At 53.6% G+C, this 19,436-nt stretch carries 21 protein-coding genes; 15 read left to right on the top strand and 6 right to left on the bottom strand.

Going from position 1 to position 19,436, the window contains the following annotated elements; genetic code table 11:
• Window positions 1-19 precede the first annotated feature (19 nt).
• From ACMZ66_RS13390 to ACMZ66_RS13325, 14 genes are all read left to right on the top strand, one after another.
• On the top strand, window positions 20-901 hold the full coding sequence (locus ACMZ66_RS13390; protein WP_416937728.1) for a phytanoyl-CoA dioxygenase family protein: 882 nt from the start codon (window positions 20-22) through the stop codon (window positions 899-901).
• A 2-nt stretch (window positions 902-903) separates the two neighbouring features.
• Window positions 904-2,031 carry a dimethylsulfoniopropionate demethylase gene (locus tag ACMZ66_RS13385; protein ID WP_416937726.1) on the top strand — a complete coding sequence of 376 codons (1,128 nt, stop codon included), beginning with the start codon at window positions 904-906 and terminating at the stop codon, window positions 2,029-2,031.
• Entirely contained in the window at window positions 2,032-2,889 is an 858-nt protein-coding gene (locus ACMZ66_RS13380) for an HpcH/HpaI aldolase/citrate lyase family protein (protein ID WP_416937724.1), read from the top strand. It begins immediately after the preceding gene.
• Window position 2,890: 1 nt separating this feature from the next.
• The gene (locus ACMZ66_RS13375) at window positions 2,891-4,243 is read left to right on the top strand and encodes a selenium-binding family protein (protein WP_416937722.1); all 1,353 of its coding nucleotides are present in this window, start codon (window positions 2,891-2,893) and stop codon (window positions 4,241-4,243) included.
• Window positions 4,240-4,635, top strand: a complete 396-nt coding sequence (locus ACMZ66_RS13370; protein WP_416937721.1) for a 2Fe-2S iron-sulfur cluster-binding protein — start codon at window positions 4,240-4,242, stop codon at window positions 4,633-4,635. Before ACMZ66_RS13375 ends, ACMZ66_RS13370 begins: the two co-directional genes overlap by 4 nt.
• On the top strand, window positions 4,628-5,092 hold the full coding sequence (locus ACMZ66_RS13365) for a CoA-binding protein (RefSeq protein WP_416937719.1): 465 nt from the start codon (window positions 4,628-4,630) through the stop codon (window positions 5,090-5,092). Before ACMZ66_RS13370 ends, ACMZ66_RS13365 begins: the two co-directional genes overlap by 8 nt.
• A gap of 110 nt (window positions 5,093-5,202) precedes the next feature.
• The gene (locus ACMZ66_RS13360) at window positions 5,203-5,598 is read left to right on the top strand and encodes a rhodanese-like domain-containing protein (RefSeq protein WP_416937717.1); all 396 of its coding nucleotides are present in this window, start codon (window positions 5,203-5,205) and stop codon (window positions 5,596-5,598) included.
• Window positions 5,576-6,493: an MBL fold metallo-hydrolase gene (locus tag ACMZ66_RS13355; protein ID WP_416937715.1), complete on the top strand. Its 918-nt coding sequence runs from the start codon at window positions 5,576-5,578 to the stop codon at window positions 6,491-6,493. Before ACMZ66_RS13360 ends, ACMZ66_RS13355 begins: the two co-directional genes overlap by 23 nt.
• A 38-nt stretch (window positions 6,494-6,531) precedes the next feature.
• Window positions 6,532-7,695 carry an alpha-hydroxy acid oxidase gene (locus tag ACMZ66_RS13350; RefSeq protein WP_416937713.1) on the top strand — a complete coding sequence of 388 codons (1,164 nt, stop codon included), beginning with the start codon at window positions 6,532-6,534 and terminating at the stop codon, window positions 7,693-7,695.
• Between the two features lie 132 nt (window positions 7,696-7,827).
• On the top strand, window positions 7,828-8,844 hold the full coding sequence (locus ACMZ66_RS13345) for a TRAP transporter substrate-binding protein (protein WP_416937712.1): 1,017 nt from the start codon (window positions 7,828-7,830) through the stop codon (window positions 8,842-8,844).
• Between the two features lie 68 nt (window positions 8,845-8,912).
• Window positions 8,913-9,422: a TRAP transporter small permease subunit gene (locus ACMZ66_RS13340; protein ID WP_416937711.1), complete on the top strand. Its 510-nt coding sequence runs from the start codon at window positions 8,913-8,915 to the stop codon at window positions 9,420-9,422.
• A 3-nt stretch (window positions 9,423-9,425) separates the two neighbouring features.
• Complete coding sequence (locus ACMZ66_RS13335) at window positions 9,426-10,739, top strand: TRAP transporter large permease (RefSeq protein ID WP_416937709.1); 1,314 nt, start codon at window positions 9,426-9,428, stop codon at window positions 10,737-10,739.
• A gap of 8 nt (window positions 10,740-10,747) precedes the next feature.
• Window positions 10,748-12,976 (top strand): molybdopterin-dependent oxidoreductase, encoded by a 2,229-nt coding sequence (locus tag ACMZ66_RS13330; protein WP_416937708.1) that lies wholly within the window; start codon window positions 10,748-10,750, stop codon window positions 12,974-12,976.
• A 22-nt stretch (window positions 12,977-12,998) separates the two neighbouring features.
• Window positions 12,999-13,322 carry a 2Fe-2S iron-sulfur cluster-binding protein gene (locus ACMZ66_RS13325; RefSeq protein WP_416937706.1) on the top strand — a complete coding sequence of 108 codons (324 nt, stop codon included), beginning with the start codon at window positions 12,999-13,001 and terminating at the stop codon, window positions 13,320-13,322.
• A 1-nt stretch (window position 13,323) separates the two neighbouring features.
• Here the strand turns inward: ACMZ66_RS13325 and ACMZ66_RS13320 are convergent, their stop codons facing one another.
• The 6 genes from ACMZ66_RS13320 to ACMZ66_RS13295 all read right to left on the bottom strand — a co-directional run bounded on the left by ACMZ66_RS13320 (window position 13,324) and on the right by ACMZ66_RS13295 (window position 18,800).
• On the bottom strand, window positions 13,324-14,532 hold the full coding sequence (locus ACMZ66_RS13320) for an NAD(P)/FAD-dependent oxidoreductase (protein WP_416937704.1): 1,209 nt from the start codon (window positions 14,530-14,532) through the stop codon (window positions 13,324-13,326).
• Between the two features lie 531 nt (window positions 14,533-15,063).
• Window positions 15,064-15,516 (bottom strand): YybH family protein, encoded by a 453-nt coding sequence (locus tag ACMZ66_RS13315; protein WP_416937702.1) that lies wholly within the window; start codon window positions 15,514-15,516, stop codon window positions 15,064-15,066.
• Window positions 15,517-15,576: 60 nt separating this feature from the next.
• On the bottom strand, window positions 15,577-16,386 hold the full coding sequence (locus ACMZ66_RS13310) for an RNA polymerase sigma factor (RefSeq protein ID WP_416937700.1): 810 nt from the start codon (window positions 16,384-16,386) through the stop codon (window positions 15,577-15,579).
• Between the two features lie 377 nt (window positions 16,387-16,763).
• Window positions 16,764-17,390: a glutathione S-transferase family protein gene (locus ACMZ66_RS13305; protein ID WP_416937699.1), complete on the bottom strand. Its 627-nt coding sequence runs from the start codon at window positions 17,388-17,390 to the stop codon at window positions 16,764-16,766.
• 64 nt (window positions 17,391-17,454) lie between these two features.
• Window positions 17,455-18,435: a haloalkane dehalogenase gene (locus tag ACMZ66_RS13300; protein ID WP_416937697.1), complete on the bottom strand. Its 981-nt coding sequence runs from the start codon at window positions 18,433-18,435 to the stop codon at window positions 17,455-17,457.
• A 68-nt stretch (window positions 18,436-18,503) separates the two neighbouring features.
• On the bottom strand, window positions 18,504-18,800 hold the full coding sequence (locus ACMZ66_RS13295; RefSeq protein ID WP_416937696.1) for a DUF1330 domain-containing protein: 297 nt from the start codon (window positions 18,798-18,800) through the stop codon (window positions 18,504-18,506).
• Window positions 18,801-18,900: 100 nt separating this feature from the next.
• Here ACMZ66_RS13295 and ACMZ66_RS13290 point away from each other — a divergent pair.
• Window positions 18,901-19,436 (top strand): TetR/AcrR family transcriptional regulator (locus ACMZ66_RS13290; protein WP_416937695.1); only part of this gene is annotated, 536 nt, incomplete at its 3' end.

The raw sequence follows: 19,436 nt of genomic DNA, 5'->3' as shown, positions 1-19,436 counted from the left end.
CCGAATTGGGAGGTGAGGCATGCAAGTTCAACAGATTCTGTCACAACCGGCCCGAGTTTTGACTCAAGGCCAGCGCGAGAAGTACTTTGCCGACGGCTTCGTATGCGTCGAGGACATTGTTCCGAATGATACGCTTATCGAGTTGCAGCGTGTAACAGCGGAATTCCAAGACAAAAGCCGCGCGGAGACCACGTCCGGCGACACTTTTGATGTAGGATCCGGTCATTGTGCAGAGACCCCAATTCTACGGAGGCTGAAAAGCCCCGATATTCAGGACGACGCATATTGGAGCTTCTCGACCGGATTAATGGCTGACATAGCCGCTGATTTGTTGGGGCCAAACGTGGTTTTTCATCACTCAAAGCTCAACTTCAAATGGTTCGAAGCATCCGACACGGTTAAGTGGCATCAGGATATCCAGTTCTTTCCCCACACCAATTACAACGTACTGACGATAGGCTGCTACCTGGCGGACACCGACATGTCGAATGGCCCACTTGCAGCACTTAAAGGCTCCCACAAAGAGGACCTCTATGACCAGTATGACGCTGAGGGGAATTGGACTGGCATGCTCTCGGACGAAGACGCGGCCGGGATTGATATGTCCCGTGTTGAATACATGACAGGCAAGGCTGGCAGCATCACAATCCACAATGCGCGCACACTGCACTACTCACCCGCCTCAAAAAACCCGGTGCCACGACCTTTGCTGCTCAACTGTTACACCTCGTCCGATGCAAAGCCCTATACCGCGCATCCGCAGCCGACACGCAATACATACAAAGTCGTGCGCGGGGAGCAGGTGATCTGGGCAGAACATGATCCGAGACCTTGCCAAATCCCACCGGACTGGTCCGGCGGATACACCTCGATTTATGCGGCGCAAGCGGGGGAAAACTAAACATGCTGCAAAGCTCGTTTAACGGCACTGCGAAGCTGCCGCTCACTGTTCGTATGCGCCGTTCCCCGTTCTGGGAGCGCAGCAATGCGGCCGGAGCGCAAGGCTATATCGTCTATAATCACATGCTAATCGCAACTGGCTTTGCCGGCCCCGAGGAAGACTACCGGCATCTAAAGTCAGCAGTGCAAGTCTGGGACGTTGGTGTCGAACGCCAGATCGAGATTTCTGGACCAGATGCCGCAAAACTCGTTCAAATGTCGACACCGCGCGACCTCGCACGCATGAAGGACGACCAGTGCTATTACATCCCGACGGTCGACCGAGATGGGTTCATGACAAATGATCCGGTTTTGGTTCGGCTCGAGGAAGATCGCTATTGGGTCTCAATCTCTGACAGCGATCTCATCTTGTTCTACAAAGGTGTTGCCGCCACTCTGAACCTTAATGTGGAGGTTTTCGAGCCTGACGTTTACCCCCTGGCGATCCAAGGCCCCAAGGCTGATGACTTGGCCGCAAAACTATGGGGCGATCAGGTCAGGGAGTTGCGGTTTTTCCGTCAGATGTCAGTGCATGTGAACGGCAAGCCCATGATCCTCGCCAGGTCCGGCTACTCGGTACAGGGCGGCTTCGAGCTTTACTTTGAAGGTCGGGACGGTGCCGAAAAGCTCTGGGACGAGCTTATGGAGGCTGGGCGTGATCTGGATGTTCGCGCGGGCACACCTTGTCAGGCTGAGCGTGTCGAAGCAGGGATGCTGTCATACCTTAGCGATATCACTCCGGACATGACCCCCTTTGAGGCCGGTCTCGGATCCATGTGCGCGACGGATCAGAACCCGGGGTGCCTAGGTTGGTCAGCATTGCGAAAGAAGCAAAGCCCAAGCAGGCAAATAAGAGCCGTCGAGATCTCTGGTGGCCCTTTGCCGCCACAAAAGGACTTCTGGCTGGTGTCGGATGGTGATCGGAGCGTAGGGCGGATTTCCTCTTCTTGCCGCGCCTACGACTTCGATTGCAATGCCGGCATCGGGTTGATCGATGCTTCGCATTGGACGCCCGGGACGAAAGTTCAAGTTCACACATCCGATGGCCCACGCGCGGCCACAATCAAGGAAAAATTCTGGGGGAGGTTCTAGATGTCTGACCGTATCGTGCGTCCAAGGCGCAGTTTCATTTTCACACCGGGCCTTCGTCCAGACATGTACCCGAAGGCCTTGGCATCGGGGGCCGATATTGTCTGTGTGGAGCTCGAAGACGGCATCGCACCCAAGGATAAGGCTGAAGCGCGCCGCAATGCACTGGCTCTCTTTGAAGAACCGCAAGCAGATGATGGAGTAGAGCGAATTGTCCGGATCAATTCGTTGCGCGAACGATTTGGCATTGAGGATGTGAACGCCGTTTTGGCCTCCAAAACGCCGCCTCCAGCACTCATGATGCCAAAAGTTCGCACTCCGGATGAGGTTGTGATGCTCGACCAACTTCTAACCGAAGCCGGACACGCCACCCGCTTGCACATCATCATTGAAACCAACGAGGGGCTGGAAGCGGCGTTTGAGATCGCAAAGTGCTCGCCTCGCATTGATGCAATGTTCTTTGGCGGCGTGGATATGGCAGCCGAATTGCGATGCCAGAACACCTTTGAGTCGATGATTTACGCCAGGTCCCGCGTCGTGCACGCGTCTGCGGCTGCTGGGCTCGATGTGATTGATGTTCCGTTTCTAGATCTCGACGATCCGGAGGGCATGCGGGTGGAGGCTGAGAAAGTCCGCGATCTCGGGTTTGCAGGAAAAGGGTCCGTCCATCCCAAGCAAATTGCAGCGCTCAATGAGGTGTTCACCCCGACCGAAGGGCAGATCGCGCGCGCGCGTCGGATCATTTCTGAGTTTGAGAAGGCGGATACTGGCCTCGTCGTCATCGACGGCAAACTGATCGAAAAACCGGTCCTTCGCGACATGTATCGCATCGTCGCTATCGCGGATCGAATGGGAGGATAAAATGAAAGACTGTTGCGGACCAGGCTACGCAAGCCCTCAGGAAGCGATCGAGGCTCCACGCGAGAAACTTCTTTATACGATCGCCATCTACACAGGGACGGGCATTCAAAAGCCGGACTATCTTGCGACCGTGGACGTCGATCCTGACAGCCCGACTTATTCACAGGTCATCCACCGTCTTGAAATGCCTGGCATCGGGGACGAGTTGCACCACATGGGCTGGAATGCCTGCTCATCGTGCCATGACGACAGTTCTATGGCGCGTAAATACCTGATTCTGCCGGGAGTGCGTTCCAACAACCTGCATATCGTCGATACTGCATCCGACCCGCGCGCGCCGCGCCTTCACAAGGTGATCGACGGGGCTGAGATCAAAGCCAAGGCCGACTTGAGCGGCCCCCACACCGTGCATTGCCTTGGCTCGGAAATTATTATCTCATTCCTCGGCAACGCCAAAGGCGAAGCGCCAGGCGGATACCTTCATCTCGACAAAGATTTCAACATTGTCGGCCGATGGGAAAACTCCATGGGCGACATCAAATTTGGTTACGACTTCTGGTACCAACCGCGTCACAACGTGATGGTCAGTTCGGAATGGGCCGCTCCCAACACGTTCATGCCCGGGTTCGATCTAGAAGAGGTTGGCCACCTAAAATACGGGCGCGAGCTGCATTTCTGGGATTTCGAGAAGCGCGAGCCTGTGGAGAGCTTTTACCTTGGTGAGGACGGGCTCATCCCGTTGGAGGTGAAGTTCCACCACAACCCCGACAGCACGCATGGGTTCTGTGGTGCAGCACTGTCGACCAATGTCATCCACTGGTGGAAGGACAGTACAGGTAAGTGGCAATGGGAAAAGATCATCGACGTTGAAAACGAGATGCATCCCGACTGGCCGATCCCGCTGCCGGGGGTCATGTCAGCGATCCTGATCTCTATGGATGACAAATACCTCTATCTCAACAACTGGTTGCACGGCGACATGCGCCAGTATGACATCTCTGACCCGCACAATCCGAAACTGACCGGACAGGTCTTTATGGGCGGGCTTCTGGGCAAGGCTCCGTCGGTCAACGGCGTAGAGGTCGCGGGCGGTCCGCAGATGTTCCAGCTCTCACTTGATGGCAAGCGTCTTTATGTCACCACCTCCTTGTTCAGCACCTGGGACAATCAGTTCTATCCGGAAATTCGCACAAAAGGCGGCGTGATGGTGCAGATCGACTGTGACCCGGTGAATGGCGGAATGAAAATCAATCCTGATTTCATCGTTGACTTTGGCCAAGAACCCAACGGCCCTTCCCGATGCCACGAGGCACGTTATCCGGGTGGCGATTGCACAAGCGATATCTGGCTATGACTACCCATACCGTCACCATCGCAAATCGCGACGGCGCAACTTACCAGATCAACGCCCGTCGTCCCTTGTTGGAGCAACTCAGGGAACAAGGCGTCGATCTACCCTATGGCTGTGAATACGGCGGCTGCATCACCTGTGCGGCCAAGCTAACGGCAGGCGAGGTTGACCAGCGCCGGCAAGTCGCGCTCAACAACAGACAGATCGAGAATGGATATGTGATCTTATGCGTTGCCCGAGCGACGTCTGATGTCACGCTCGAGATCGGGGTTGAGAGCCATGACAAGCTCTATCGCAATCCTTTCCTGGATCCTCTGAAGCCCCACGAACTCAAAGAAGATATCGCCACGCCAAAAGCGGCGACCCCGCAAGAAGCAGGAGATGCAGATGCCTGAAGCAGATATCGAACGACTATACGACTACGATCCAAAGTACCTGGCTGACATTCTGAAGTCGGTCAAGACAATCGCCATGGTTGGTGCCAGCGCTGACAAAACCAAGTTCAGCTACGGGGTACTGCGGCAGCTCAGCGAAATCGGCTATGACATTTTACCAGTCAACCCGAACCCTAGTGTTACCGAAATCCGCGGGCTCAAGGTCTACCGATCATTGGAGGAGATCGAGAAACCGGTCGACATGGTTGATGTATTCCGTCCCAAAGAGGAACTCCTGGGGATTGCGGCTCAAGCGATTGATATCGGTGCAAAGGTGTTGTGGGCTCAAATTGGTGTCTACGACGACGAAGCTGCCAAAATGGCGGAAGCTGCTGGCCTAGAAGTCGTTATGAACAGATGTCCGAAAATTGAGCTGTTCCGCCCGTTCTGGAAACCTCGGCTGGATCTCGAAATTTGAACAAGAATGCCGATCCCGTCCGTGTTCCGGCTGCTTGCGGGTGCGGATGTGGCGGGCCCGTAGATTGGCCCTTGAGCGCAATTGCAGACTGGTGGAAAGGAGGTAGCAAAATGGCCCAAAACATCACAAAAAGCTCCAAAGACATTGTTAAGTCCGCACTCGAAGTCGTGTCGACCATAAGTGTTGAGGAGGCTTTGGTCCTACAGGATTCTCAGGAGCACGTATTTGTGGACCTTCGTGACGGTAATGAGCAGGCAAAGAGTGGTTTCATCAGAGGTGCCGTAGCCTCCTCCAGAGGGATGATGGAGTTTCACATCGACCCGGAAAGCCCTGCCCACAAACCCGAATTCAATCAGGACAAAACGTACATTTTTTATTGTGCATCCGGTGGGCGATCGGCTCTAGCCGCGCAGGTCGCCATGGAAATGGGGCTTTCCCCAGTCGTAAACTTGGCGGGGGGCGTCGCTGCTTGGAAGAAAGCCGGTGGCAAACTGGTTGGATCGTGAGGGAAAAGCAATGGCATTCTCTCACATCGACCTCAGCATCGTGCCCCAAGTAGAGGGCTTCTTTGATCCGGCCAGCAACACGATTTCTTATCTAGTTCAGGATCCCTCAACTGCATCCTGTGCAATCATCGACAGCGTCCTCGACATCGACTACGCCGCAGGTCGGATATCTTATGAAAGTGCAGATCAATTGATCGAGGTTGTGAAGTCCCGCAATCTGTCACTTGAGTGGATCATCGAAACGCATGTGCATGCAGATCATCTTTCTGCGGCGCCATACATTCAGGACAAAATTGGTGGCAAGATTGGTGTCGGTTCGAGGATCACCGAGGTACAGGACACATTCGGGAAAGTTTTCAACGAAGGTACGGATTTCCAGCGGGACGGATCACAGTTTGATGCCCTCTTCGAGGACGGAGACACCTACAAAGTCGGTGAGATGACTTGCCTCGCCTTGGCAACGCCTGGCCACACACCCGCCTGCATGGTGCATGTCATTGGCAACGCTGCCTTCGCTGGCGATACCCTTTTCATGCCAGATGGTGGGTCGGCACGGGCCGATTTCCCAGGGGGCGATGCAGGTGAACTATACGACTCCATTCAACGTGTCCTTTCGCTCCCAGACGAGATGCGTCTGTTTATCTGCCATGACTACGGGCCAGGGGGGCGAGAAGTTGCCTGGGAGACGACTGTGGGAGAACAGAAAGACAAAAACATACATGTTGGAGGGGGAAAGTCGCGTGACGAGTTTATCGCCTTCCGGACCGAACGGGATGCTCAGTTGGCTATGCCAAAGCTCATTATCCCTTCTTTGCAGGTCAATATGCGGGCTGGTGAAATCCCACAAGATGAGGATGGCAAGCCGGTTCTGAAAGTGCCCATCAATGGTCTTTGACGACCAGAAAACACCTTCTAGAAAGACACGACCTAGTCATGCCAGCAATCACCTGTATCGAGGATCTCAAGCGCCTATATGAACGCCGGGTCCCACGGATGTTCTATGATTACACGGAGTCTGGGAGCTGGACCGAAGCGACATTCGAGAAAAATTGCTCAGACTTTCACGACATATTGCTGAAGCAACGCGTTGCAGTGGACATGTCTGGTCGCACCACACAGAGCCAAATGATCGGACAGGATGTGACCATGCCTGTGGCGTTGGCACCTGTTGGCTTAACTGGCATGCAATCTGCGGATGGTGAGATCAAAGCGGCACGCGCCGCCGAAGCGTTCGGGGTGCCTTTTACTCTGTCGACAATGTCAATTTGCTCGATTGAGGACGTGGCAGAGCACACAAGCAAGCCATTCTGGTTTCAGGTTTACACGCTCAAAGATGACGACTTCATGCGCCGCTTGTTCGAGCGCGCAAAGGCGGCTCGATGCTCGGCTATGATGATTACCATAGATCTTCAGGTCATGGGCCAGCGACACAAGGACATAAAGAACGGACTATCTGCACCACCAAAGCTGACACCGAAATCGGTGGCAAACATGATGACCAAGATGCGTTGGGGCATGGAAATGCTGGGAACCAAGCGGCGCTTCTTCGGGAATATCGTCGGGCACGCTAGCGGCGTCACGGACCCTTCGTCGCTTAGTGCATGGACCGCGGAGGCCTTCGACGAAGCACTTGATTGGAACAGGATCAGAGAGTTTCGCAAGATTTGGGACGGGCCGTTCATCATCAAAGGCATCATCGATCCCAGAGATGCGAAAGAAGCGTTGAATGTGGGTGCGGACGCAATTGTCGTATCTAATCATGGGGGGCGACAATTGGACGGTGCCCTGTCTTCGATAAGGGCCCTCCCACACATCATGGATGCCGTCGGCGACAAGATCGAAGTGCATCTCGACGGCGGTATTAGATCGGGTCAAGACGTTTTGAAAGCCTTGGCTCTTGGGGCGAAAGGCACAATGATTGGACGCTCGTTCGTCTATGGTTTGGGAGCCGCAGGCGAACAAGGTGTGACCAAGGCGCTCGAGATTATCCACAAGGAACTCGATCTTTCGATGGCATTTTGCGGCAAGACCAACGTCAAACACCTGGATCGCGACATCTTGATGGTCCCGCGCCCATTCCTCGGCGATTGGGCATAGAGCTTCTTTTTCAATCCGGATGGGCAACGGGTGCGACATCCTGACTTGACTTATTGTTCTATTTAGAACAAGTTTCGTTCGTGTTCCATGTGGAACAATAAGCAAGCGAAAAGCGTGCAAGGGAGGAAATCAATGAAGACGCTCAAGAAAGTTGCGACTGTTGCCAGCGCAATTCTGTTCACTGCATCTGCGGTATCAGCGGAAAACTATGACTGGAAACTTCAGACATTCTGGGGTGGCGGTTCCATTCCACAGACTGTCATCGAGGAATTTGCAAGCGATCTACGCGCAGCTACGAACGGCGAATTGAACATCACTGTTCTGCCCAATAAGGCGATTGTCCCGCACAATCAAAGCCTTCAAGCAGTCGGCAGCGGCATTCTGGAGATGCACAAGAACACGCCGTGCTACTCGGCTGGAATTGACGCCGCCTTTGGTATGCTTTGTGAGGTCAATGCAGCATACGCGAACTCTTACCAGTTTTTGACTTGGTATTACAAAGCGGGTGGACTGGAACTTGCCCGCGAGCTTTATGCTCAACACAATCTCTATTTTGTTGGACCTGTTCCATGGGGAACAGAATCCATTCCTTCTCGGAACCCAATCACCAGCGTTGCTGAGTTCGAAGGTGTGAAGATCCGCATGCCCGAGGGGCCTTCGTCAGATCTCTTCCGCGCGATCGGCGCTGCACCCGTGACCGTGCCAGGGTCGGAAGTTTACACATCGCTGGAGAAAGGCGTGATCACAGCGACGGATTGGGGCACATTGTCCATCAACGATGCCACTGGCCTGCACGATGTGGCACCTTATGCGATCTACCCAGGCATCCATTCAGTGCCGGTGGGCGATGTTTCGGTAAATCTCGATCAATGGAATGCATTGCCTGATCACCTGAAAGTAGCGATCGAACTTGGCGTACGCAAGCTCGGCATGGATATGGTCCAAACCTTCGAAGCACTTGATGCTGAAGTTGCCGCGCAGGCCGAAGAAAAAGGCATCACGCTCGTGAATTGGTCCGATGAAGAACGGGCTAAGCTTCGCGCGGCGGCGGTCGACATCTGGGCCAAGACAGGGGCAGGAAGCGAAATGGCGACCCGTATCTATGACAGCCACATGGCTTGGTTAAAAGCACTCGGCAACATCGAGTAAGAAAATTTCCGGGGTAGAGCGGTTATTGACCAACCGCTCTGCCTACGTCTTCTTAGCCACACAAAAGCATGATAAATTCAGACATTCCTCAAACGCGGACTGCCCGCACGTTACGTGTGCTCGAAAAAGGTTTCGGGCTGCTGTTCATTCTGTGCGTCTTCTTGCTCGGCTACGAGATCGTTGCCCGGTACGTTTTCGGTGCGCCTACAATCTGGGTTCATGAAGCCACGGTCATTCTTGTTGGCGTGAACTTCGCTGTGGGCGGCGTGTTCGTCTTGTACGATCGCGCTCACATAAACATCGTGGTGGTCTATCAATCGGTACCAACTTCGGTTCAGCGCATCTTCGACGTTCTCATCGGCATCATCTCTACCGCCTACTTGGGCGTACTGGCCTATGCCACATGGGGGGTTGCCGCGCAGGCATGGAGACTGGGCGAAAAATCCGGCACCGCCTGGAATCCGCCGTTGCCGATGATCTTGAAAGCCGCCCTTTTCGCCAGCCTCGCCATCATGGCTGTAATCGCCGCCGTTCAACTGTTCCAAGTTGTGCGCCGTTTGGTTCTCGGAAGGACATAAGCCATGGCGATTGGAACCATAACCGCCGTTCTTGTGATCGGCATTCTTGTCTTGTTGCTCTTGGGTGTGCCGCTGGCATTCTCAACGGGTGCGATGTCGCTCTTGTTGATCCTGACAAATTTCGGAACAAACGGCCTTGCTCTGGTTTCAGCACGCATCTTCGGCCTGATGAGCGACTTTGCTTTTGTTGCTGTGCCGATGTTTGTTCTGATGGGAACATTCCTCGAAAAGTCTGGGGTCACCAGCGACCTTTTTCGTGCGATGTACATTATTGGGGGCAAGCTTCGAGGTGGCCTGGCAATTCAGACGCTGATTGTGGCGGTTATCATGGCCGCCATGTCCGGGATAATTGGTGGTGAAATAATTCTGCTTGGGCTTTTGGCGCTGCCTGAGATGCTCAAGCGTGGATATGACAAGCATCTTGCTATCGGAGTAGTCTGCGCCGGCGGCTCGCTTGGCACGATGATCCCTCCGAGTATCGTATTGATCATCTATGGTCTGACGACCGAAACGAGCGTCGGTGACCTGTTTCTCGCCACTGTGGTCCCAGGATTGATGCTTGCCTCAATGTATATGATCTACGTGTTCGTGATCGCCACGATTTACCCGGACAAGGCACCAGCCGCGAGTGCGGCGGATCTGGACATCCCCAAAGAGGAAAAGCGGCGCGTATTGCTCAATTCCATCTTGCCCGTTCTTGTCGTCGCATGGGTAATGATCTGCATTTATTCCGGCATCGCCTCGATCAACGAGGCGGCTGCGATGGGAGTGATCGGTGCGCTTGCCTCGGCAGTGATCAAGAAAACCCTTAATTGGGAACTGATCATCGAAGGTGGTCGCCAGTGCCTGAAAATCTGCGGCACACTCATGTGGATCGTTTTTGGTGCCACGGCCCTGATCGGAGTGTATAATTTATTCGGTGGCACTGCTTACATTTCAGGCGCAATTGAAGGGTTGAGCATTCCGCCTTTGGCGCTGCTGTTCCTGATGATGGCGATCCTTTTTGTTTTGGGCATGTTCATGGATTGGATCGGTATCTTGCTACTGACTATGCCAATCTTCGTGCCAATCGTCGTTTCGCTTGGGTACGATCCGATTTGGTTTGGTGTCGTTTTTGCGATGAATATGCAGATGTCATATCTGACCCCGCCGTTTGGACCCGCAGCCTTCTACCTCAAAAGTGTGGCACCGCCAGAAATCTCAATGAGCGATATCTACCGCTCTTTCTGGCCCTTCATCGGCATACAGGCGCTGGCAATTACGCTCTTGATCCTATTCCCAGAGATCGCTCTTTGGTTGCCAACTGTGTTTGACTAGGAACCCATATGGAGCAAGAACAGACGCGGTTCACGACAAGCCATTGGGGTGCCTTTGGTGTCACGACGCGAGCAGACCGTATCGTTGCGATAAAGCCGTTTCCAGCGGACCCAGAACCATCAGACATTGCACGCAATGTGCCTTCCGCTGTGCATCACCGAGCGCGGATCGATCAACCTTATGTTCGTAGAGGATGGTTGGAAAAATCCAGTGAGACTTCGCGCGGCGAGGATGAGTATATTCCAATGGCCTGGGACGATGCGCTGGACCTGGCGGCGAAGGAAATCGAGCGCATAATTTCCACGCATGGAAATCACTCGATTTTCGGCGGCTCTTACGGTTGGGCCAGCGCAGGGCGTTTCCATCATGCGCAGAGCCAAGTGCATCGATTCCTGAATTGTCTTGGCGGCTACGTCAGTTCCTATGCCAGCTACAGCACAGGCGCAGCTCAGGCGATCATACCGCATGTGCTTGGCATGAACTTTCACAAGATAACCTGGGGAGAGACCAATAGTTGGTCCCAGATCGACAAACACACTGACACGCTAGTGATGTTTGGAGGAATTAATCCGAAGAATGCCCAGGTCAGCATGGGCGGGGTGACGGAGCATGCAACGACCGCTTGGTTCGAACGCTATGCGACAAGCGGAAAGCGGATGATCTCGATCAGCCCGCAACAGGATGATAGCCCAACTCAGACTGATTGGTGGCCGATAGAACCGGGGACCGATACCGCCCTTATGTTGGCGCTGGCCTATGTTCTGGAAACCGAAGCACTCGCGGACAGATCGTTCCTCGCTAGCCATTGTACGAGCTACGAGGAATTTCTTCCTTACCTGCTAGGGAAAACCGATGGAACGCCAAAGACACCTGAATGGGCAGCAACTATTTGCGACCTTCCTGCGGAACAGATTGTAACTCTGGCACGCTCAATGGCCCAGGGAAGAACTCTGATTTGCGTATCGTGGTCATTGCAGCGTGCGCGACATGGAGAACAACCGTACTGGATGGCTTGTGTTCTGGCCGCGATGTTGGGACAGATCGGTCTACCGGGCGGTGGTATTGGCTTTGGATACGGCGCGATTAGCAACGTTGGAAAGACTGCGCTTCGATTGCGTGGCCCGCTGTTTGAACAAGGCCGAAATCCCATTTCCGATTTTATCCCTGTTTCGCGTATCGCAGATATGCTGCTGAACCCGAACGGTACCTACGACTTTAACGGTGAGCGACGCACCTTTTCTGACATTCGACTGGTTTATTGGTGCGGTGGGAACCCGTTCCATCATCACCAAGATCTGAACCGCCTAAATCGCGCTTGGCAAGAACCTGAGACCATTATTGTGCATGAACCTTGGTGGACAGCGACCGCCAAACGGGCAGACATCGTTTTTCCGGCAACCACCCAGTTCGAACGTGAAGACATAGGCTGGGCAAAAGGTGACCCGTACTTGTTTCATATGCCGCAAATGATCCCACCTGTGGGGCAGGCAAGAGACGACTATGCGATCTTCTCTGATTTGTGCAATCGATTGGGATGTGCTGAAGAATTCACGGAAAACAGAACAGCAGACCTGTGGATCAAGGTGATTTATGATCAGTTTGCAAGAAACGCAAAAGCCGACGGTGTGGCGGTTCCAAGTTGGGAAAACCTCAAACAACAGAACTTTGTCAGGTTACCCATTGATTCTGAAGAAACCGAGACGATCCCGTATGGAGAATTCAGAATAAACCCTGAAGCCAACCCGCTAGGAACACCTTCGGGAAAAATCGAGATATTCTCTGAAAGAATAGCGAGCTTCGGGTACACCGACGTGCCTGGCCATCCGGTATTTCACAAGCCAAATTCCGATCCAGCGTATCCGCTGCGCCTCCTGTCGCCCCAACCAGGCGACAAACTGCACAGTCAGTTGCAAGCGGCCATCGAGGATAAGGAAATCCATTCGACACTCTTGATGCACCCGGTCGATGCCGACGCGCGGAATCTCGTGGATGGCGACGAGGTGAGAGTCACGAATGCTTTCGGAGCCTGTGTTGCGAAGCTTGCGACCCGAAGCACGATCAAGCCGGGTGTCGTGGCTTTGCCGACGGGGGCCTGGTTCTCGCCTGCTCAGGGCGAAGATGATCTTTCTGGGAATCCAAATGTACTGACGGAGGACTGCGGAACTTCGCGGCTTGGGCAAGGTGCTGCAGCTCACAATGTTGGCGTTGAAGTTACCGGAAATGTGAGAAACACCTGAACTGCGCAGAAGAGAAAGCCGAATGCCAAAAATCACATATATCGAGTACAATGGCGCGAAGCACCAAGTGGACGTTCCGGTTGGATCAACGGTCATGGAAGGCGCGCGTGACAACGCCATACCCGGGATTGAAGCTGACTGCGGGCGCGCATGCACCTGTTCGACCTATCATGTATATGTCGCCCCAGAGTGGATTGGGAAGCTTCCCCAAGCCGATGACATGGAGGTCGACTTGCTTGACTTCGCATTCCAACCAAACCCGGAAAGATCAAGACTTACCTGTCAGATACGGGTAACGGAGGCGCTTGAAGGTCTCATAGTTCAAATGCCGGAAAAGCAAATCTAGGTCAGGCGCGCAGCAGAGGCTTCAGGTCTGCGTTCGGATCTGAGACGAGGCATTTCGGTGCAGTTTTACCTGCTTCAATCAAACGCTTTCCAACCATGTAGCCTCGCACGTCATTCATGGAATCGACGGCGATCAAGTCGTTGCCAACATAGTACCAGTGAGATCGAAAACCCTTCCCATCTCGGATAACTACGTCGGTATATCCACGGTTGAGACCAGCAATCTGAAGTTTGCAATCGTATTGGTCAGACCAGAACCAGGGCTGGGGCTTATACACGACATCGCGCCCAATCATAGAGCATGCCGCGACCTCGGATTGATCTATTGCGTTTCCCACACTTTCTATACGAATCAACTCACCGTTATGCTGGCACGTTGCACAGTCGCCAGCAGCCCAGATATGCGGATTAGTGGTTCTAGCTTGTTTATCCGTGACGATACCGTCTTCGACTTTCAGCCCAGCGGTTTCTGCTAACTCCGTTGCAGGTTGAATACCTACGCCGACAATCGCGAAGTCGATCTCAAGTTCCGAGCCGTTTGTCAGAAGAGCACGTTGAACGTGATCTTCACCTTCGAGATAGGCGAGGCCGACACCCTCTTTGATATCGACGCCGTTGTCTTGATGAAGATTGCGGAAGTAATCTGCTGTTTCCGAGCAGGCCACGCGTTGAAGTATGCGATCTGCCATTTCGATCAGTGTGACACTCAAACCTCGCTTCGCTGCGACTGCAGCAGCCTCAAGGCCGATGTATCCTCCACCTATGACCAGAACTTTCCGGCCCGCTTCAAAATATGGGGACATTAAGTCCACATCACTCAGATCACGCACAGTAAAGACGCCCTTCAGATCGCCACCAACACTAGACGGCAATTTGCGGGGATAAGAGCCAGTCGTCAGAGCCAAGGCATCATACGCGAGCTCTTCTCCATTCCCCAAACTGACTATTTTGGAAACTGGATCAATGTGAATGGCGGCTTGATCAAGTCTCAGGGCGATGTCGTTTTCACGATAAAAACTTTCCGGCTTCAGAAAGAGTTGTTCTTTGCTCATCTCTCCAAGAAGATACCCTTTGGAAAGCGGAGGCCGTTGGTACGGCGGCACGCTTTCGTTGCCGATCAAAGTTATGTTTCCTGAAAAGCCTTCCTTCCGCAGCCTGGCGACCACAGAACACCCTGCTTGTCCCGCACCTATGACCACAAATTGAGCCATGTAATATTACCTCATATTTGTTCCATTTAGAACAATAAGGATATTCTAGGGCGCTGCAATCCAAATCGTCGGTTTATCAAATGGAACCGGCACTTCTCAAAAAAAAGCCACCAACTTGATACGTGCCAATATCATATGGGCATGGCCCTGCTTAAGCAGGATTTTAGTTCGTATCCAAATCAACACTCGCGAATGAACGATTCCGCGAGTTTAGCCGCGCATCAGCAATTTGGGTGTTGCAAGTGCGGACAAATGCTGCGTCAGCTGCATCGCCAAACATCAATGGCGGGAAAGTCCCGCATCTTAGTAGTTCATCCGGTGCGCAGCGAAAGGCCGGAATTCCTTGAGCAGCCATTCAGACTGCGCGCGGCGAATAGTCTCGAAGAGCCCTCTTTGACCAATGCTGCAATTTTTACGAACGGCCGCTTGTAAGCACGGCAATCTTACTTCCAAACGGTCTAGGTCTGAAAATGAACAAAAACCGATCAATGAGGCGTGATGGGCCGGATAATATGATCCGGCCCACTTTCGTTACTGACCCTGAGCCAGCAGTCGCCCGCCGTGCGGGTTATCAATGACCAATTTCCAACTGCCATCAGCTTGCTTACGCAAGACAGCTACTGAGAGACCCGATTGCGCCAATTCCTGACCATCAGGTGTCAGCCCCGTCATCGTCCACGGAGCGATGTGTACAGCGATATCGCCGTTTACAATGACTTCATGGCCTGCTTCGTAATCGAAAACCGGGTTAACCGCCGCCATGCCCGTAAAAATCTGTTCAAGTTGGGTCGCGTCAGAAACCGGCGCATCTGGTTCAAATACCACGGTTGCTTGGCTTTCATAACTGGCCATAACCTCTGCGATGTCTCCGTCTTGAAAGCTGCCTGTCATGTTCTGAACTGCCGCCAATACGTCTTGTTGATCTTGTGTCATGTCTTTTCCTTCTGCTGTTGAAATTTGGGGTGCGAGCATGGCAAGCGCCATCCCCCACGCAAATGCATGTTTCATCGTTGTTTCCTTCTTTTGGATTGGGGTGGTTGGTTTCTAACCGGGCGGCTCTATGATTTTCAAAACCTCAGCGGCGTAATCTTTGAGCGGTGTAAGTGGGCCCGTTGCACGTTGAAGTTTTGCAGCCGCGATGCCTGCTTGTGACCGTAATGCAAGCTTTTCAACCTCCTCAAAAGCAGGGGCCTGCAACAAACCGGATGACGGGGAGGTCCCAATGCGCCCCGAAGCCATGGCCACCGGCAGGCGCTTACGGCAAGAACAGGGAGCAGCAGGGCTCGCCAAGCCGCACATGCTTGCTGTGAATCCTTGCACGCGTGTCCTTGCGCGGGATAACCGTTTGCGAAAATTACCGGGGGATATCTCCAAGACTTCCGACGCTTCGGCGTGATCGAACTCTAGAACCTCGCCGAGCACATATGCTGCACGATGCTCCCGGTCCAAACAAAGCAACATTGCCATCGTGCATTTAAGGCGCAATTCATTGAGCATCACGTGGTCTTCGGACGCTGAGTTCTCTTCGTCAGCGAGCCCGTTTAGCAGGTCATCGGCGAACATCTGAAACGAAAGCCCCGGATCGTTGGCGATGATCTTGCGTGCTGTCAGGAGGTAATTTGTCGCGACGCGATATGTCCATGTCTCAAAGCTGCTGTCTCCGCGATACGTTGAAAGTTTGGTGATAATGCGTATGAGAATTTCCTGCGTAGCGTCTTGCGCTGCAACAGGATCGGCCAGCATCCGAAGAGCTAACTTGTGAACGCGGGTTTGAATCCCCCGAACTAACGCTTCCAAAGCTTTTGCGTCACCGTCTTTTGCCAACGCGATGTCGGTTTTGCTTATGTGATCCATGGTTCTGCCCGTGCCTTTTGAAAGTGTCATATTCTATTAGACAATCGCTCAGGGCAAAGTGTGACAAAGAAAATTGGTCGGCACCAAATTTTTTCGGTCATTGTGCTGGCGAACGTTCAAGATATCTTAGGCAAGATCGGTTTTCTACCGCGTCCTGCCAACTCAAGCGCCACGCAGCGAATGGCACCCGTTCACGGACCTACCGTTCGTAGATCGTGCGGCGAAGGTGTCGGCAGAGCCCTCTTTGCCAATTTTCTGTGCCGCGGCGAAGGGTGGCTATCGTTGATCGTTCCAACATCCAGTCAAAGAATTTGGTCTCGATCAGGCCAACAAACGATGCGGCTCAAGGACGACCCGCATCGTTGTCAATTCAGGACTCAGTTGTTGCGCCCTATATCAACAATTTCGCCTGCAAATGCCGAACTCACGCCTGGATTAGTCATGACGCGCGACTTCAAATCAGCAATTTCAGGGAAAAGCCGAGTGAGATCTCCGTCGATCGCTGCTTCCCAATGGAAGGTCGCGGCAACGTAGAGATCGGCGAGACTTAGTTTTTCTCCCGCTAGGTAAGGTTGCTGCGTGAGAGCCGCTGATAGAATTCCAAAGTTCTTCTTTAGGTCTTCATGCGCCAGTTGTTTGACAGCGTTATGGTCGCCTTCGCCCGCCATGCGTTGTGGAAAAAACAATCGGATCCAAATCGGATGAATTGTACCGTAGCAAAAGAACAACCACTTAAGCGCCTCGCGGCCTTCATCTGACGCCAAATCGGGCATCAGGCCCGCCTCGGGGAATTTCGCAGCCAACCAAAGGTTAATGGCGCCGCCTTCGAACATTGGACCTCCATCATCCAAGAGAGCCGGCACTTTTCCCAGCGGATTGGCTGCTTGAAAAGCCTCTGATTTGTTGGCCAGATCGACGGTCTCGATCTCGAACGGGGTGCCTGTTATTTTGAGAGCGGCATGGACTGCCGAAGAGCAGCTTGCGGGAAGGTGAAAAAATTTCATGAGAGTTTCCGTGATTAAGTTGGGCTAGGTTGGGCGCGCCACAACGACGCGCCCGCCAAGTTAGTTAGTTCCGGCGCAGCCAGTCGGCGATCGCACGACCGATGGCATCGGGTTGATCTTCTTGAATGAAGTGAAGGCCTTGGCCGATGAACGCGGTTTCCAAGTCGCCAATCAGATTGGTGTAGAAAGGGACCGCTTGAGGTGGAACCAGCACGCCGGGTTCCGCATAGGTCAAAAGAACGGGCATCTCCGTTTCACCCATGAATGCTGCGATGTCTTCCATCAACGCGACGCTGGATTCTGGCTGCCCGCCAATTGGAACCTCGCGGGGCCACATCCACGTCGGAAGGCGGCTTTCAATCTCCGCATATGGGCCCCCGTATTCGGCCGTTGCCACTTCGCCAAGCGGGCGGTTGATCATCATGGGCAGGATGCCTTCGACAAACATGTTGCCTTCCATGATCATCTGATAGCCTTGTTCCGGGTCTTGCAGAGCACGGAACATACCGCCCATCTCTTCGCCCATTGCCTCATAGCTGGGCTGCGGGAAGGCCGGTGGCAAGACGCCTTCCATAAACGTCAGTCGCACGACTTTGTCAGGATGACGCCGCGCAAAATCCCACGCGAGGGCGGCCCCCCAATCGTGGCTAACAAGGGTGACCTGATCCAGATCCATCGCCGCGATGAAGGCATCCAGATAGGCGGCATGGTCGGCAAAAGTATAGTCGATCTCGGGTTTGCCGGAGTGGCCCATGCCAATGAGATCGGGTGCAATTGCGCGGTGGGTCTCGGCGACGTAGGGCATGATGTTGCGCCACAGATAGGCTGCTGACGGATTGCCGTGTAAAAACACAACGGCTTCGCCTTCGCCTTGTTCAAGATAGGACATAGTAGACCCCAAGACCGCCACTTCATTGCGCGCGATCGTGAGTTCTTCCGAGATGGTAATGGTGGGTAGTTTTGGCCCGGTTTCCTGTGCGTTGGCTGGCGCAAACGCGCCTGCAAATGCCAAAGCAACCGTAGTTGATTTCAGTAGATTGAGCATAGTTTCTCCTGTCCGGGACAGCTCGGCTGCCCGGTTGTTTTGTTTAAATTGACGTGAGTGGCAGGGTGTTAGGCGGACGGTACTTCGTAGGCGACGAACTGCATGTCACCTGCTGCATCGCGGAGTGCCGTGTGTTGGACATATTCTGGCGAGGTGAACCACGCTTCAACGGCAGCCAAGTCCGGGAAGGTGACGACGCTGGTGACTTGATGGTCGTCGGCTTCGCCCAGCAAAGCTTTGACCATTGCACCGCGAACGGCGAGTTGCCCGCCATGGGCCGCAATTGTTGGGCCAGTTGCCTGCGCATACTCTTTCATCTTTGCGGGGTCTTTCACGCGGATACGCGAAACAAAAAATGCATTCATTGGGGTGTCTCCTTGACGTTTTCGTTTTGTACAGGCATGTATAAAACATATCGAAATAGTTTTGTCCAGTAGTGTACAAAACTTTTGTAAGGAGGCTCAAATGGGACGCCCATCAAGCTTTGACCGAGAAGCCGCAATCGAAACCGCCATGCAGGAGATGTGGCGGATCGGCTATGAGGCCAGTACTGTCAAAACCGTATCCGAGACCTTGGGAATCAACCGATCAAGCTATTACAATGCGTTCGGATCGCGCGAGGGGCTGTTCAAGGAAGTTTTGGCCGCGTATTTCGCACAGGCGCCAGATCGCATTCTTTATGGCGATCTGCCCGACATACCGATCCCGGATTTGATCACAGGCACCTTCCGCGAGATTTGTAGGGTGCGCGCCGCCGACCCAGAGCATCGCGGATGTTTGGCGATCAATTGCCTGGCCGAATTGACAGGCGACGGGAACGAGCTTGGGCAGGAACTTGTGGGCGCGGTCATGACCAGCGCCGAAAAGTTTGAAGAGCTTTTAGAGATCGCAGCTGCCCGAGGTGAATTGCCGGACCGGACCAACACACGGGCAACAGCGCTGGCACTGCAGAACCTATTGGTTGGACTAAGTGTCTTTGCTAAGGCACTGACAGATGAGGA

The organism is Thalassospira sp. (assembly GCF_048059015.1).
Taxonomy (GTDB): Bacteria; Pseudomonadota; Alphaproteobacteria; order Rhodospirillales; family Thalassospiraceae; genus Thalassospira.
This window is presented reverse-complemented; position numbering and strand designations above follow the sequence as displayed.

What these genes read in the sequence shown, in the direction of transcription:
- ACMZ66_RS13390 (WP_416937728.1), top strand. Translation starts at nt 20, where the DNA reads ATGCAAGTTCAACAGATTCTGTCACAACCGGCCCGAGTTTTGACTCAA.
- ACMZ66_RS13385 (WP_416937726.1), top strand. Translation starts at nt 904, where the DNA reads ATGCTGCAAAGCTCGTTTAACGGCACTGCGAAGCTGCCGCTCACTGTT.
- ACMZ66_RS13380 (WP_416937724.1), top strand. Translation starts at nt 2,032, where the DNA reads ATGTCTGACCGTATCGTGCGTCCAAGGCGCAGTTTCATTTTCACACCG.
- ACMZ66_RS13375 (WP_416937722.1), top strand. Translation starts at nt 2,891, where the DNA reads ATGAAAGACTGTTGCGGACCAGGCTACGCAAGCCCTCAGGAAGCGATC.
- ACMZ66_RS13370 (WP_416937721.1), top strand. Translation starts at nt 4,240, where the DNA reads ATGACTACCCATACCGTCACCATCGCAAATCGCGACGGCGCAACTTAC.
- ACMZ66_RS13365 (WP_416937719.1), top strand. Translation starts at nt 4,628, where the DNA reads ATGCCTGAAGCAGATATCGAACGACTATACGACTACGATCCAAAGTAC.
- ACMZ66_RS13360 (WP_416937717.1), top strand. Translation starts at nt 5,203, where the DNA reads ATGGCCCAAAACATCACAAAAAGCTCCAAAGACATTGTTAAGTCCGCA.
- ACMZ66_RS13350 (WP_416937713.1), top strand. Translation starts at nt 6,532, where the DNA reads ATGCCAGCAATCACCTGTATCGAGGATCTCAAGCGCCTATATGAACGC.
- ACMZ66_RS13345 (WP_416937712.1), top strand. Translation starts at nt 7,828, where the DNA reads ATGAAGACGCTCAAGAAAGTTGCGACTGTTGCCAGCGCAATTCTGTTC.
- ACMZ66_RS13340 (WP_416937711.1), top strand. Translation starts at nt 8,913, where the DNA reads ATGATAAATTCAGACATTCCTCAAACGCGGACTGCCCGCACGTTACGT.
- ACMZ66_RS13335 (WP_416937709.1), top strand. Translation starts at nt 9,426, where the DNA reads ATGGCGATTGGAACCATAACCGCCGTTCTTGTGATCGGCATTCTTGTC.
- ACMZ66_RS13330 (WP_416937708.1), top strand. Translation starts at nt 10,748, where the DNA reads ATGGAGCAAGAACAGACGCGGTTCACGACAAGCCATTGGGGTGCCTTT.
- ACMZ66_RS13325 (WP_416937706.1), top strand. Translation starts at nt 12,999, where the DNA reads ATGCCAAAAATCACATATATCGAGTACAATGGCGCGAAGCACCAAGTG.
- ACMZ66_RS13320 (WP_416937704.1), bottom strand. Translation starts at nt 14,532, where the DNA reads ATGGCTCAATTTGTGGTCATAGGTGCGGGACAAGCAGGGTGTTCTGTG.
- ACMZ66_RS13315 (WP_416937702.1), bottom strand. Translation starts at nt 15,516, where the DNA reads ATGGCGCTTGCCATGCTCGCACCCCAAATTTCAACAGCAGAAGGAAAA.
- ACMZ66_RS13310 (WP_416937700.1), bottom strand. Translation starts at nt 16,386, where the DNA reads ATGGATCACATAAGCAAAACCGACATCGCGTTGGCAAAAGACGGTGAC.
- ACMZ66_RS13305 (WP_416937699.1), bottom strand. Translation starts at nt 17,390, where the DNA reads ATGAAATTTTTTCACCTTCCCGCAAGCTGCTCTTCGGCAGTCCATGCC.
- ACMZ66_RS13300 (WP_416937697.1), bottom strand. Translation starts at nt 18,435, where the DNA reads ATGCTCAATCTACTGAAATCAACTACGGTTGCTTTGGCATTTGCAGGC.
- ACMZ66_RS13295 (WP_416937696.1), bottom strand. Translation starts at nt 18,800, where the DNA reads ATGAATGCATTTTTTGTTTCGCGTATCCGCGTGAAAGACCCCGCAAAG.